We start from the raw sequence: 12,430 nt of genomic DNA, 5'->3' as shown, positions 1-12,430 counted from the left end.
GGACCGGCCTGACTTCCGACTGTCAGTGGCAGATGGCAGGCTTGTTGGCGTGACCGAGATTGACGCAAAGATCGATGCTCTCGTCCCCGCCTGGCTCACCCTCCCCGACATCGCCGAAATGCTCGGCGTCGAGGTGACCCGCGTCCGGCAGCTGGTCAAGGAGGGCCAGCTCATCGCCGTACGCCGTGGTGAGAACCGCGCGCTGCACGTCCCCGCCGCCTTCATCGACGGGGACAAGGTCGTCAAGGGCCTGTCCGGCACCCTGACGCTCCTGCGGGACGACGGCTTCACCGACGAAGAGATGCTGGAGTGGCTCTTCACCCCCGACGAAAGCCTGCCCGGCACGCCCGCGCAGGCCCTCAGCGAGAATCGCGGCACGGAGGTGAAGCGCCGCGCCCAGGCGCTCGCCGTCTGATCTGAACACCGGATCCGAACACAGTTCGGCGTACGGGCCGGGGCGCTGCGGGGCCGCAGTCGCGAGTGTCTGCGGCCGCCGCAGGACCGGCCCCGCCCGTACGCCATCGACATATCGACAAGGCGGCGCAGTCGTACGGTGCCGGCCCGGCCGTCCGACGGGCAGCAGCTGCCATGGGCGGTCCGGCTCGTGCTGCACGGCACCTGCGTCACTGCTCAGCGCCCGGCTGCTCAGCATCAGCCCGTACTCCCGTACCCGGCTCCGGCTACGGTGCCTTCGTCCGGCACCGTCCCGCCGCACCCGACGCCACCCGACCGACCCCAGGGGCCACTCCATGTCCGACACCGCCACCGCAGCCACCGCCCGAACCCAGCTGGCCGACGCCCGGCTCTACCTCTGCACCGATGCCCGCAAGCGGCAGGGCGACCTGGCGGAGTTCCTGGACGCCGCCCTGGCCGGCGGTGTGGACATCGTGCAGCTGCGCGACAAGGGCATGGAGGCGGCCGAGGAACTGGAGCATCTGAAGGTCTTCGCCGAGGCCTGCGCCCGGCACGGCAAGCTCCTCGCGGTCAACGACCGCGCCGACGTGGCCCACGCCGCCGACGCCGATGTCCTGCACCTGGGCCAGGGGGACCTCCCGGTCCCCGCCGCCCGTGCGATTCTCGGCGACGACGTCCTCATCGGCCGCTCCACGCACTCCGAGCCGGAGGCCACCGCGGCCGCCGTCCAGGAGGGCGTGGACTACTTCTGCACCGGCCCCTGCTGGCCCACGCCCACCAAGCCCGGTCGCCACGCCCCCGGCCTCGACCTGGTCCGCCACACCGCCGCCCTCGGCACCGACCGCCCCTGGTTCGCCATCGGCGGCATCGACCTGGCCAACCTCGACCAGGTGCTGGAAGCGGGTGCCCGCCGTGTCGTGGTCGTACGGGCGATCACGGAGGCCGACGACCCGGGCGCCGCCGCGGCGGAGTTCGCGAAGCGGCTGCGGCAGGCGGGGTAGGGCGCACTTCGGACACCGGACGGGCGGACGCGGGACCGGCCGCGTCTCGGGTTTCGTCCCACCGCGTCTCGGCCAGTGTCTCGGCCAGTGGTCACCCCGGCCGCGAACCACACGCTCGGACCCCGCCCGGCTTCCCGGAGGGCCCATTTATGGCCCTTGTTGTCCAAGGACTGGACAACAAGCCGACAAATCGGGCAAATGTCCGGCGCCCGGTTGGGGGACCGGGGACCCCTGGTTAACCTGCGAGTATGGCCCTCGGCACCGCATCCATCAGGTCGGACCACGCTCGTACCGTGCGCGAGATGCTCGCGACCGGCAAGACGACGTACTCCTTCGAGTTCTACGCGCCCAAGACCCCGAAGGGCGAGCGGAACCTGTGGAACGCGCTGCGCCGGGTCGAGGCCGTAGGCCCCGACTTCGTCTCCGTGACCTACGGCGCGGGCGGTTCCACCCGCGCCGGCACGGTCAAGGCGACGGAGGCGATCGCCTCGGACACCACGCTCACGCCGATCGCCCACCTCACCGCGGTCGACCACTCGGTGGCCGACCTGCGCAACATCATCGGGCAGTACGCCGACGCGGGGATCCGCAACATGCTGGCGCTGCGCGGCGACCCGCCCGGCGACCCGCTGGGCGAGTGGGTGCCGCACCCGCAGGGCCTCGCCTACGCCGCCGAACTCGTCGAACTGATCAAGGCGTCCGGCGACTTCTGCGTGGGCGTCGCCGCCTTCCCCGCCATGCACCCGCGCTCCGCCGACTGGGAGACCGACGTCCGTCACTTCATCGACAAGTGCCGGGCCGGCGCGGACTACGCGATCACGCAGATGTTCTTCGAACCGGAGGACTACCTGCGGCTTCGCGACCGCGTGTCGGCGGCCGGCTGCAACACCCCGATCATCCCGGAGGTCATGCCGATCGCCAGCGTGAAGACGCTGGAGCGAATCCCGTCCCTCACCAACGCCGCCTTCCCGGACGCCCTGAAAGAGCGGATCCTCACAGCAAAGGACGATCCGGCCGCTGTACGCTCGATCGGGATCGAGTTCGCCACCGAGTTCTGTGCGCGGCTGCTGGCCGAGGGAGTGCCCGGACTGCACTTCATCACGCTCAACAACTCCACGGCGACCCTGGAAATCTACGAGAACCTGGGCCTGCACCATCCACCGCAGGCCTAGACCGGCCGCACCGATATACGTCACACTGCGTAGGCGGCCACTGGGAGAGGGGCGTACATGGGCTGGACGGTCCTCTACATCGCGTTCGGCATCGTCGCGCTGTGGCTGCTGGGCGAGGTGCTGCTGCAGTACAAGGCGCGTCTGCGCTGGCGGCTGCTCGCCTTCGCCGGCTTCCTCGGCGTCGTGGTCGGGGTGCTGATCCCGTCCGTCATCGTCATCGGTCTCGGTGCCGCCGCGTTCGCGGTCGGCCAGACCTACGTCACGCTGTCGTTCCGCCGCGGCTTCTCGGCCGGCTGGGCGGTCTCCGCACCGGCCCTGGGCCCGCTGGCCGCCGCCAAGCGCCGCCGCGGCGAGCCGGAGCGCCAGGAGCCGACCCTGGAGGTCTCCGACCTCGAGGCGACCGAGAGCGGCTTCGGGGGCGACGGCCCGTACGGTCAGGACGACGGCAAGTACGGCCAGGACGGCGTCGGTTACGGCGACGACTACGACCGCGACGACGTCTTCACCCCCGCGCGCCCGGACCGGCCCACGGCCGCGGAGACGACCGCCGTCTACGAGCCGCAGCCCCTGCCGGAGGACACCGGCTCGTACGGCATATACAGCGACGCCGCCTACGCCGCCGCCGACCAGAACTACGCGGCCGCCGGCCAGCCCCAGGACCAGTACGCGACGGCCGACCAGAGCTACGCCTACGGCTACTCCGGCTACGACCAGCAGCAGTACGGCTACGACGCGACCGGCCAGCAGCAGTACGCCACCTACTCCGACCCGTACGCCGGCACCCAGACCTACGACGGCACCTCGTACGACGCCTACGGCCAGCAGCAGTACGGCCAACAGGGCTACGGCCAGGACCAGTACGCCACCGGCGGCTACGGCGAGACGACCCCGCCCGGCGGAGTATGGGTCCCGCAGCAGCGCACCGACGAGGCCTACGGCGGTGAGCTCCCGCCGGAGCAGCAGTACCCGTACCAGGGCAACGGCCAGCAGGGCCAGGGCAACGGGTACGACGAGCAGTACCGCTTCTGACGGCCCCGCTTCCGACGGCCCACGCCTTTCTCCCTACGCGAGGGTCACTGCGAGCCCCGGAACTCCGGCCCCTCCACGATCAGTCCGGCCACCAGCGCGCCCGACATACCGGCGTGGGGCAGACCGCCGCCGGGGTGTGACCAGCCGCCGACCGTGAACAGCCCCGATATCGCCGTGGTGTTGGAGGGGTGCAGCAGGCGCCCGCCGGCCGCGGCCAGCGCCGGTGCGGGAACCCCTCCGCCCTCCACGCCCGTGGCCTCCCCGATGTCGGCCGGGGTGCGCACCTCGTGCCACAGAAGGCGGTCGCGCAGGTCAGGCACGGCACGCTCCGCGACGCTGATCAGGTGTGCGGCGTGCTGGTCGAAGACTTCCGACTCCGCCCGGCCCGAGTCGCGCTGCGCCGGTACCGCCGAGGTGAGTGTGATCGCCTCATGGCCGGCGTCCGGAACCAGCGCCGGGTCGTCGGGCCGCAGGACCGTGACCGTGGGGCTCGTGGCCATGCCCCCGGCGGCGCCGGACAGGGCGTCCAGCTCGGTCTCGCGGTCCTCCGCGTGCACCACCGTCCGGTGCGCGGTGCCCTCCGGCCGGTTGCCGCGCAGTGCCAGCAGCACCGTCAGACGGCTCGCCGCCCGCCGCTGCGGCGCGACCTCGGCTTCGCCGCGCACCGCCGTCCCCCGGACCAGGCGGTCCAGCAGCCAGGGAGCGACCCCCGAGACCACGAAATCGGCCTCCTCCACCGCTCCGTCGGCCAGCTCCACCCCCGCCGCACGGCCGTCCTTCTCCAGGACCCCGGCGACCTCGGCGCCGAAGCGGAACTCGACCTTCCTGGCCACGCAGCGCTCGTACACCGCCCGCGCCAACTCCCGTATGCCGCCGCGCACATACCAGGTCCCGAAGGCATGCTCCATGTACGGCAGCACCGCCGCGCTCGCCGGGGCCTCGCGCGGATCCAGGCCGTGTGCGAGGGCGTGGCTCTCCAGCAGGGCGACGAGCCGGGGGTCGCGCAGCTCCCAGGCGCCGACCTCGGCGAGCGTGCCGGCCCGGCGGGTGCGCAGGAGTCGCTTGTGGGGAACCGCCGGGTAGGGCTCGCGCTCGGCCAGCACCTGCCAGTTCGGCCACAGGGGCTCCTCCAGCAGCGGTCTGCGCGTCCGGTCCCAGGCCTCGCGGGCGCGGACCAGGAAGTCGCCCCAGCGGTCGCCGGTCCCGGCGCCCAGCGCCTCGTCCAGGGCGGCCACCACACCCGCGCGCGAGGCGTTCGGCAGGGACACTTCGGTGCCGTCCGCGAAGACGTGCCGCGCGGACGGGTCGACCTGGACCAGCTCGACGCACGCCTCCAGCGGCTCCTTGCCGGTTTTGAGGAACAGGTCGCGGTAGACGGCGGGCAGGGGCAGCAGCCCGGGGCCCGTGTCGAAGCCGAAGCCGTCGCGCTCGAAGCGGCGCACCGCTCCGCCGTACGTCTCCGTACGCTCGTACACCGCCACCCGGTGGCCCGCGACTGCCAGCCGGGCAGCGGCCGCCATGGCGCCCATCCCGGCGCCGATCACCGCAATCCTTGCCATGTCAGGGACTTTATCGGCCGTCACTGACAACGGCTCGCGGGCCTCGGACGCGCGCTCAGCCGGGCCGCTGTCCCACCGCTTGCGCGAGCCGCTTCTCCTCCCGGCGCTCGGCCCTGCGGCGCAGGAAGCGCCGGATCCGCGAGGCCAGGAAGAGGACCAGCAGCAGCCCGGCGAGCAGCAGCACGCCGGCGACGACCGCCGCGGCGACCGGGTAGAAGATCGCGAGGGTGACGAGGGCACCGACCCCGAGATCCTCCGCGATGCTCAGCACGATGTTGCTGAACGGCTCGGGCGAGGTGTTGACCGCCATCCGCGTTCCGGCCTTCACCAGGTGGCTCACCAGCGCCGTGGAACCGCCGACCGCGCCCGCCGCCAGCTCGGGCACCGACCCGCTCTGCCCGGCGAGCAGCGCCGCGACGACCGCGCCCGCGACCGGCCGGATCACGGTGTGCACCGCGTCCCAGGCCGAGTCCACGTACGGGATCTTGTCGGCGACGGCCTCGCAGAGGAAGAGCACACCGGCGGCTATCAGGACATCGGGCCGTTGCAGTGCCTCGGGCACCTCGTCGCTCAGTCCCGTCGCGCCGAAAACGCCGAGCAGCAGCACCACGGCGTAGGCGTTGATGCCGCTGGCCCAGCCGCTCGTGAAGACCAAAGGGAGTACAGACACGGGGGCGATCGTAACCAGTCGGCGACGGAGGGTCTTGGGGATGAGTGCGCAGGCCTGAGTACGCGTACCTAGTCGGTGAGATGAGTACGCGCGCGGATGGGGTCCGACCTGCGTGAACGAGAGAGTGGAGGCACGGAGAAGGGGATCGGCTCCGGCACCGGCGACACGGGGCGCCGGAACGGAGCGGCCCCGGATCCGCTCCTTCCGCCGGCCCGGCGTCGGCGGGAGCGAGACGGGGGACCCGGGGGAACGACCGAACGGGGGTCCAACGGGGGACACGGGGGAGAACGGGGAGAACGGGGGAGCAGGAGAAGGCGCCGGTTCGAGAGTGGCCCGCGGGGGACGCGGCCACTTCGGACCGGCGCTTTCGCATGCGCACGGCGGCCCGCGGGCGCCGGCCGCTTCAGTCGCGCCCGCTCACCCGGCCCTGCAGCAGCCGCGACAGCGCGGAGTGCACGTCGTCCAGGGACCGCTCCGGCTGGAAGGACTTCCAGTCCAGCGCGGCCACCAGGACCATGCCGACCAGTGCGGAGGCGGTCAGCGGGACGTCGATCTCCTCGCTGAACTCGCCCTTCTCCACGCCCTCGCGCAGCACACCCTCGACGACCGCCACCGCCTGCTGCCGGACCACCATCAGCGTGGACTGCCAGGCCCGGTTCGTCCGCCACAGCTCGGCGACGTACAGCTGGGTGAAGGACGGGTAGCGGTCGATGAAGACCAGCCCCGCGCGGACCATCGCGTCCAGGGCGTCCACCTTGCTGCCGCCGTCCCGGGCGGTCTGCTCGGCCGCCTCCCGCAGGGAGGCGGCGAGGAGTCCGACTCCGTGGCGCAGCAGCTCCTCGAAGAGGACGGACTTGCTGGCGAAGTTGTAGTAGACCGTGCCCTTCGCCACCCCGGCCCGCTCGGCGATCTCGTCCACGGTGGTGGCGGAGAAGCCCTGCTCGGCGATGAGCGTGACGGCCGCCTCGTAGAGCTTCTGCCGGGTGGCCTCACGGCGTGTGCTGCCGCCCGACGCGGCGCTGCTGCTTTCCATGGCAGTGATTGTCCCGCGCGCGTTCACAGGCTCAGCTCCGGGTGCAGCCGGTCGAGCGTCCACACCTGCCGGCGACGGGCCGACAGCGCGGTCAGCGCGACGGCGCCCGCGGTGAAGGCGACGAGCACCACGCACGCGTGCCACACCGGTTCCAGACCGCCGCCCGTGATGAGCCTCCGGAGCGCCTCCACGACGTAGCTCATCGGGAGGAAGGGGTGGAGCGCGTTGAAGAAGCCCGGGCTGGTCTGGACGGGGTAGGTGCCGCCCGCGGACGTCAGCTGCAGCATCAGCAGGGCCAGGACGAGGATCCGGCCGGCCGCGCCGAAGCGCGCGTTCAGCCACTGCACGAGCGCCGCGAAGCACGCCGTCACCAGGAACAGGAAGCCCACCGTCCCGGCGGCCCGTGCCATCTGCAGTCCGATCGCCCAGTGCAGCACCGACATCAGGGCCACCGTCTGCAGGACCCCGATCGCCACCACGGGCAGCCAGCCGGCCAGCGCGATGCGCCACGCCGAGGCCCCCGCGGCGAGCGCACGGCGGTTCATCGGCGCGATCAGCATGTACGCCACCATCGCGCCCACCCACAGGGACAGCGGGATGAAGTACGGGGCGAACCCGGTGCCGTAGTTGGCCGCCTGGTGCATGTCCCGGGAGACGAGCTGGACCGGGTCGGCCATCACCTCGGTGCGCTGGTCGCGGGCCTTCTTGTCGTAGTCGGGAATCTGCTGCGCGCCGTCGTGCAGCCCGTCCGAGAGCTTCCCGGAGCCGTCGACCAGCTTGTAGATGCCGCCGCTGAGGTCGTAGGCGCCCGTCTTGAGCCTGCCGACACCCGTGTCCAGGTCGGCCGCGCCCGTCTTGGCCGCGCCGATCCCCGAGTGCAGCTTCTTGGCCCCCGCGGCCACCTTGGCGGCCCCCTCGTTCAGCTTGTTGATCTTGGTGACGGCGTCGTCGAGGTCCTCCGAGAGATGCGGTGCGCGGTCGGCGAGCGCCTGGGACTGCTTCTCGAGGGTGGCGAGGTTCTTCTTGAGAGCCTTCAGATCGCCGTCCTGGTCGGTGATCAACGTGTTGAGGTCGTCGGCGATCGTCGCCACGTCCGCGGCCGACTGCTTGGCCTTCTTCAGGTCCGAGCAGGCCGGGTCGGGCAGTACGGCGTCCTCGCAGCGCGCCTTGTAGACGGTGTTCAGCACGTCGGAAGCCGTGTGCGCGCGCCTGGCGGCGTCCGGGGCCCGCTTCACGAGGTCGTCGAGGTTGTTGCGGATCGCCGCCGATGTGTCGGCGACCAGCTGGGCGGTGTCCCCGATGGTCTTCTCGTTGTCCGCCAGGAACGGGCCGACCTTCCGGTCGATGCCGTTGACCCTGTCGGCCAGCGTCTGCGTGCCCTGCGCGACCCGCCTGGAGCCGTCCTCCAGATCGCCCGCGCCCTTGTCGAGTTTCTTCAGGCCCGCCGACAGCTTGCCGCTGCCGTCCTTGGCGTCCTTCAGTCCGTCGGCGAGGTCCTTGGAGCCCTTCTCCGCCTTCCCGATGCCGCCTTCGAGCTGGTCGGCACCGTTCGCGGCCTTCACCGTCGCGCCGTGGATGTCGGAGAACGACACGAAGATCCGGTCCAGGAACGACCGCGACGCCTTCGTGGAGGCGGCCTCGCGCACCTCGCTGAAGACCGTGCGCGAGATCTGCCCGACGATGTAGTTGTTCGCGTCGTTCGTACGCACCTGGAGGGCGCCCGTCTCGGGTGAGTCGCCCGCGCTGGAGGCGATCCGCGCACTGAAGTCGGACGGCATGGTCAGCGACAGGTAGTAGGTGCCGTCCTCGACGCCGTCGCGGGCCCGTGCGGCGCTCACCTCGTGCCAGTCGAAGACGTCGCTCTCGCGCAGCCCTTCGGTGATGTCGTCGCCGGCCGTGAGCTTCTTCCCCGCGACGGTCGCGCCGTTGTCGTCGTTCACGAGCGCCACGGGGATGCGGTCGAGACGGCCGTACGGGTCCCAGAACGACCACAGGTACAGGGCGCCGTACAGCAGGGGCAGCACCAGCAGTGCGACCAGGGCGGCACGCGGCAGCTTCCCCCGCCCGAAGCGCCGGAGTTCAAGCGCGGCTAGCCTCGGTGAGCGCATCGGAGGCCTCCTTTCCTTCGGTTTCCTGGGCCGTCGACACCTTGACGGCGCCGTCGGGGGACTCGCTGCACACCGCCACGACCGTGGTCCCGGCCTCGGCGATCGACTTCAACAGCGCCCAGACCTCGGCCCGTTCGGCGTCGGAGAGCTTGAGGTCGGTGTCGTCCACGCCGAGCAGGCGCGGGTGGGCGATCAGGGCCAGTGCGACGGACAGCCGCAGCGCCTCCAGCCGCTCCAGATCGCGTACGGCGGTACGGGGGCCCTTGGGCAGGGTGCCCAGGTCCATGCCCGCTGCCGTCAGCGCGGCGTCGATGCGGCGCTTCTGCTCGGTCCTGCGCTCGGCGCGCGGTCGCAGGAGCCCGCGCAAGGAGTCGCCGAACCGTCGCTGCAGCAGCGCCCGTTCGTGGAGGTGCTCGGCGACGGTCAGGGCCGGGTCCAGGTCGGTCACGCCGGGGACGTGGGCCAGGGCGCTGACGCGCCGCACCGCCGCCATGCGCTTGGGCAGCACGGCATCGCCCACGCCGGCCGTTCCCTCCGAGAGCTTCATGCGCCCCGTGAGCGCGAGCAACAGGCATGTGCGGCCGGTGCCGGACGGGCCCTCGATCGTGATCAGTGAGCCGGGCTCCGCGTCGAAGGAGACCCCGCGGAACGCCCATCCGCGGGGCCCTTCGAGGCCGAGACCCTGGGCCGTGACGCCGACTCCGGTCACGGTTCCCCCCATCTCTGCCCCCTCATATTTGAACTGACTGGTCAGTGCAAAAACTACTCCGAACTCTCGATCGAAGCAAAAGCGCAGGTCAGAACGGATTGTCAGTGCCATACCCCACGATGGGCACATACGGCACCTCGTATCGGGCGTGCCGTCACACAGACGACAGGAGGTTCGTCATGGCCAGCTACCACGCAGCCGCCGCCCGCCGGCGCCGCGCCACCGGCCCTGCCCCCTCACTGACCGGCCCGGCGAGCGACGTGCACCCCGTGCTCCGCCGGACCACGGCGCCACCCGCCGCCCTCGACCTGCTCGCCCAGGCCCGTGCAGGACTGGACGAGGCCGCTGTTCTGGATACCCCGAACGAGCGCTATGCCACAGCCCACCTCGCCGCCCTGCGCACCGCCGCCGCCGTGCTCGCCGCGCGAGGGCGCCCGGAGCCGACGCCCAGGCGCCGGGCCCGCATCAGGAGCGCCTGGGAAGTGCTCCCCGAGATCGCGCCCGAACTCGCCGAGTGGAGCGCGCTGTTCGCCTCCGGCGCCCGGCGCCGCGCCCGGGCCGAGGCGGGCATCCAGGGCGCGGCCAGCCGCCGGGACGCCGACGACCTGATACGCGACGTGGCCATGTTCCTCCGCCTCGTCGAGCGGATGCTGGTCCTCCAGCCGGTCCTGCCCCAGCCGCGACCGGACGCGGAGGAGCCCGACCGCTCACGGCACGGGCGCGAGGACATGCCGGACGCGGGCTGACGACGCATCGGGAGCGTCGCCCGCCAAGCCGTCGGATCCCGCCTTCCGGGTCTGCCCCGCCATGCCATCCGTCCTGCTGACACCCCTTGCCGTCCGCCGGGCGAGACGGTGGGCGCCGGGCGGCACCGCGATGGCCGGGTGGGGCGTCGTAGGCAATAGGGTGGAGAGCGCCTGAAGCCTTCCCACCCCCGTGATCCGGGCGCCGGGGAGGCAGCCCGTTCGCTCCGCCGCGCCAGTGGCGGTGCCGTGCCGAGGAGTCAACTGCCGTGTCGGACCCGATGCGCCCGCCCGTCTCCCATCACCACCCCCACACGACGTCGCTGCGCTCCGACTCCTCCCGACCCCGCGCCTCCCTCCGTACCGCCGTGGTCTGGGAGGTCCTCCAGGACGCCCTGGACCGCCGGGTCAAGGCCACGGGCCGGCAGGCGCTGGACGTCCTCGACACCGGAGGCGGCAGCGGCAACTTCGCGGTGCCCCTCGCCCGCCTCGGTCACCGGGTCACGGTCGTCGACCCCAGCCCGAACGCGCTCTTCGCCCTGGAGCGGCGGGCCGCCGAGGCCGACGTCGCCGACCGGGTGCGGGGCGTCCAGGGCGACGCCCACGGCCTCTTCGACGTGGTCGAGCGCGGCGGATACGACGTCGTGCTCTGCCACGGCGTCCTGGAGTACGTCGACGACCCCGCCGAGGGCGTCCGCAACGCGGTCGCCGCCCTGCGCCCCGAAGGCGTCCTCAGCCTGCTCGCCGCCGGACTGGGCGGTGCCGTGCTCGCGCGGGCCCTCGCCGGTCACTTCAAGGAGGCCAAGCAGGCCCTGGAGGACCCCGACGGCCGCTGGGGGCAGGGCGACCCGGTGCCCCGGCGTTTCACCGCCGAGCAGCTCACCGGGCTGGTCGAGGGGGCCGGCCTGCGGGTCGGTGCCGTGCATGGGGTGCGGGTCTTCGCGGACCTGGTCCCCGGGGTGCTCGTGGACACCGAGCCCGGCGCACTCGAGGCGCTGCTGAAGCTGGAGGAGGCCGCGGCCGAGCTGCCCGCCTTCCACGCGGTGGCCACCCAGCTCCATGTGCTCGGCGAGACGCGGGAGACCGCCGAGGCCTGAGCCGCCTTCCGTGAGCGGACCGCAGGGGTGCGCCGTTGATCAGGGACTTGGCTGCACATGGAGTACGCCACAGGCCCCCCGATCGGACGCTCAGCGCCGTATGATCGAGGGAGACCGTTCCGGCATGACGGGTCGGCCGCTGGGGAATGAAGATCTCAGCGAGCCGGGACGTCCATGCCGGAGCCCGGTTGGCCAATTGGCGTAGAGGGGCGGGTTTCACGGGGGCGATTCCCTGCCTATCCTGAAGGGACCCCCCGGGTCGCCCCGGCGACTGCACGATGAGGAGGACTCCGTGCCGCTCTCGGAGCACGAGCAGCGAATGCTCGAGCAGATGGAGCGAGCGCTGTACGCCGAAGATCCCAAGTTCGCGTCGGCGCTTGAGGGAAGCGGGCTGCGTACGTACACCCGGCGGCGGGTCTACCAGGCGGTCGCGGGCTTCCTCGTGGGTATCGCGCTCCTCATGGCTGGAATGGTCGCCAAGCAGGTCTGGCTCAGTGTCGTGGGCTTCCTCGTCATGCTGGGCTGCGCGGTCCTCGCGGTGACCGGTTGGCGCAAGGCCCCGAAGCCGGGCGAACAGCCCGCCGCCGGCCCGCACGCCCGCCGTCAGCCACGGCAGAAGCGCTCCATGATGGACCGCATCGAAGAGCGCTGGCAGCGCCGCCGTGACGAACAGGGCGGCCACTAGCCCGACGAGCAGCTCCCGAACCTTCATCAGGGGGTGACCACCGGACGGGTGGTCACCCCCTGATGCATGCTCTTGTACGGCTGTACGGCCCGAGAGCGCCACTCGTCATGACCTATGGGCAGCCCATCCCGCGCCGGGCCACCCCAAACCCCGCCCCGGGGCCCCCCCCCCCCGCCCCCCGGGGGGGGGGGGGGGGGCGGCCCCCGGGGG

The 12,430-nt window shown here is 72.1% G+C and carries 12 protein-coding genes; 7 read left to right on the top strand and 5 right to left on the bottom strand.

Translation table 11 applies throughout. The features are described from left to right. The first annotated feature begins 49 nt into the window (after nt 1–49). The 4 genes from ACIBU0_RS24150 (at nt 50) to ACIBU0_RS24135 (ending at nt 3,616) form a co-directional block, all read left to right on the top strand. Complete coding sequence (locus ACIBU0_RS24150) at nt 50–415, top strand: Rv2175c family DNA-binding protein (protein WP_398821631.1); 366 nt, start codon at nt 50–52, stop codon at nt 413–415. A gap of 334 nt (nt 416–749) precedes the next feature. After that, nucleotides 750–1,415: a thiamine phosphate synthase gene (gene thiE, locus ACIBU0_RS24145; RefSeq protein WP_398821629.1), complete on the top strand. Its 666-nt coding sequence runs from the start codon at nt 750–752 to the stop codon at nt 1,413–1,415. Between the two features lie 248 nt (nt 1,416–1,663). Continuing rightward, nucleotides 1,664–2,587, top strand: coding sequence for a methylenetetrahydrofolate reductase [NAD(P)H] (metF, locus tag ACIBU0_RS24140; protein WP_398821627.1), 924 nt, complete (start codon nt 1,664–1,666; stop codon nt 2,585–2,587). A gap of 57 nt (nt 2,588–2,644) precedes the next feature. Then, nucleotides 2,645–3,616 carry a hypothetical protein gene (locus ACIBU0_RS24135; protein ID WP_398821625.1) on the top strand — a complete coding sequence of 324 codons (972 nt, stop codon included), beginning with the start codon at nt 2,645–2,647 and terminating at the stop codon, nt 3,614–3,616. A 44-nt stretch (nt 3,617–3,660) separates the two neighbouring features. Here ACIBU0_RS24135 and ACIBU0_RS24130 read toward each other — a convergent pair whose 3' ends face one another. The 5 genes from ACIBU0_RS24130 to ACIBU0_RS24110 all read right to left on the bottom strand — a co-directional run bounded on the left by ACIBU0_RS24130 (nt 3,661) and on the right by ACIBU0_RS24110 (nt 9,707). After that, nucleotides 3,661–5,175 (bottom strand): phytoene desaturase family protein, encoded by a 1,515-nt coding sequence (locus ACIBU0_RS24130; RefSeq protein WP_398821624.1) that lies wholly within the window; start codon nt 5,173–5,175, stop codon nt 3,661–3,663. Between the two features lie 55 nt (nt 5,176–5,230). Next, nucleotides 5,231–5,845: a DUF4126 domain-containing protein gene (locus tag ACIBU0_RS24125; RefSeq protein ID WP_398821622.1), complete on the bottom strand. Its 615-nt coding sequence runs from the start codon at nt 5,843–5,845 to the stop codon at nt 5,231–5,233. 403 nt (nt 5,846–6,248) lie between these two features. Next, a complete protein-coding gene (locus ACIBU0_RS24120) occupies nt 6,249–6,878 on the bottom strand; it encodes a TetR/AcrR family transcriptional regulator (protein ID WP_398821620.1) in 630 nt (209 codons plus the stop codon). Between the two features lie 23 nt (nt 6,879–6,901). Continuing rightward, nucleotides 6,902–8,986 (bottom strand): YhgE/Pip family protein, encoded by a 2,085-nt coding sequence (locus tag ACIBU0_RS24115; RefSeq protein ID WP_398821618.1) that lies wholly within the window; start codon nt 8,984–8,986, stop codon nt 6,902–6,904. Further along, complete coding sequence (locus tag ACIBU0_RS24110; protein WP_398821616.1) at nt 8,958–9,707, bottom strand: ATP-binding cassette domain-containing protein; 750 nt, start codon at nt 9,705–9,707, stop codon at nt 8,958–8,960. Before ACIBU0_RS24110 ends, ACIBU0_RS24115 begins: the two co-directional genes overlap by 29 nt. A gap of 167 nt (nt 9,708–9,874) precedes the next feature. On the opposite strand from ACIBU0_RS24110, the gene ACIBU0_RS24105 reads away from it, so the two are divergent. The 3 genes from ACIBU0_RS24105 (at nt 9,875) to ACIBU0_RS24095 (ending at nt 12,220) form a co-directional block, all read left to right on the top strand. Then, on the top strand, nt 9,875–10,441 hold the full coding sequence (locus tag ACIBU0_RS24105; protein ID WP_398821614.1) for an SAV_6107 family HEPN domain-containing protein: 567 nt from the start codon (nt 9,875–9,877) through the stop codon (nt 10,439–10,441). Nucleotides 10,442–10,707: 266 nt separating this feature from the next. Further along, on the top strand, nt 10,708–11,535 hold the full coding sequence (locus ACIBU0_RS24100; protein WP_398821612.1) for a methyltransferase: 828 nt from the start codon (nt 10,708–10,710) through the stop codon (nt 11,533–11,535). 292 nt (nt 11,536–11,827) lie between these two features. Further along, entirely contained in the window at nt 11,828–12,220 is a 393-nt protein-coding gene (locus ACIBU0_RS24095; protein ID WP_398821610.1) for a DUF3040 domain-containing protein, read from the top strand. Nucleotides 12,221–12,430 lie beyond the last annotated feature (210 nt).

Origin of the sequence: Streptomyces sp. NPDC049627 (assembly GCF_044465645.1) — a bacterium.
Taxonomy (GTDB): domain Bacteria; phylum Actinomycetota; class Actinomycetes; order Streptomycetales; family Streptomycetaceae; genus Streptomyces.
This window is presented reverse-complemented; position numbering and strand designations above follow the sequence as displayed.

What these genes read in the sequence shown, in the direction of transcription:
- thiE (WP_398821629.1), top strand. Translation starts at nt 750, where the DNA reads ATGTCCGACACCGCCACCGCAGCCACCGCCCGAACCCAGCTGGCCGAC.
- metF (WP_398821627.1), top strand. Translation starts at nt 1,664, where the DNA reads ATGGCCCTCGGCACCGCATCCATCAGGTCGGACCACGCTCGTACCGTG.
- ACIBU0_RS24135 (WP_398821625.1), top strand. Translation starts at nt 2,645, where the DNA reads ATGGGCTGGACGGTCCTCTACATCGCGTTCGGCATCGTCGCGCTGTGG.
- ACIBU0_RS24130 (WP_398821624.1), bottom strand. Translation starts at nt 5,175, where the DNA reads ATGGCAAGGATTGCGGTGATCGGCGCCGGGATGGGCGCCATGGCGGCC.
- ACIBU0_RS24120 (WP_398821620.1), bottom strand. Translation starts at nt 6,878, where the DNA reads ATGGAAAGCAGCAGCGCCGCGTCGGGCGGCAGCACACGCCGTGAGGCC.
- ACIBU0_RS24115 (WP_398821618.1), bottom strand. Translation starts at nt 8,986, where the DNA reads ATGCGCTCACCGAGGCTAGCCGCGCTTGAACTCCGGCGCTTCGGGCGG.
- ACIBU0_RS24110 (WP_398821616.1), bottom strand. Translation starts at nt 9,707, where the DNA reads ATGGGGGGAACCGTGACCGGAGTCGGCGTCACGGCCCAGGGTCTCGGC.
- ACIBU0_RS24105 (WP_398821614.1), top strand. Translation starts at nt 9,875, where the DNA reads ATGGCCAGCTACCACGCAGCCGCCGCCCGCCGGCGCCGCGCCACCGGC.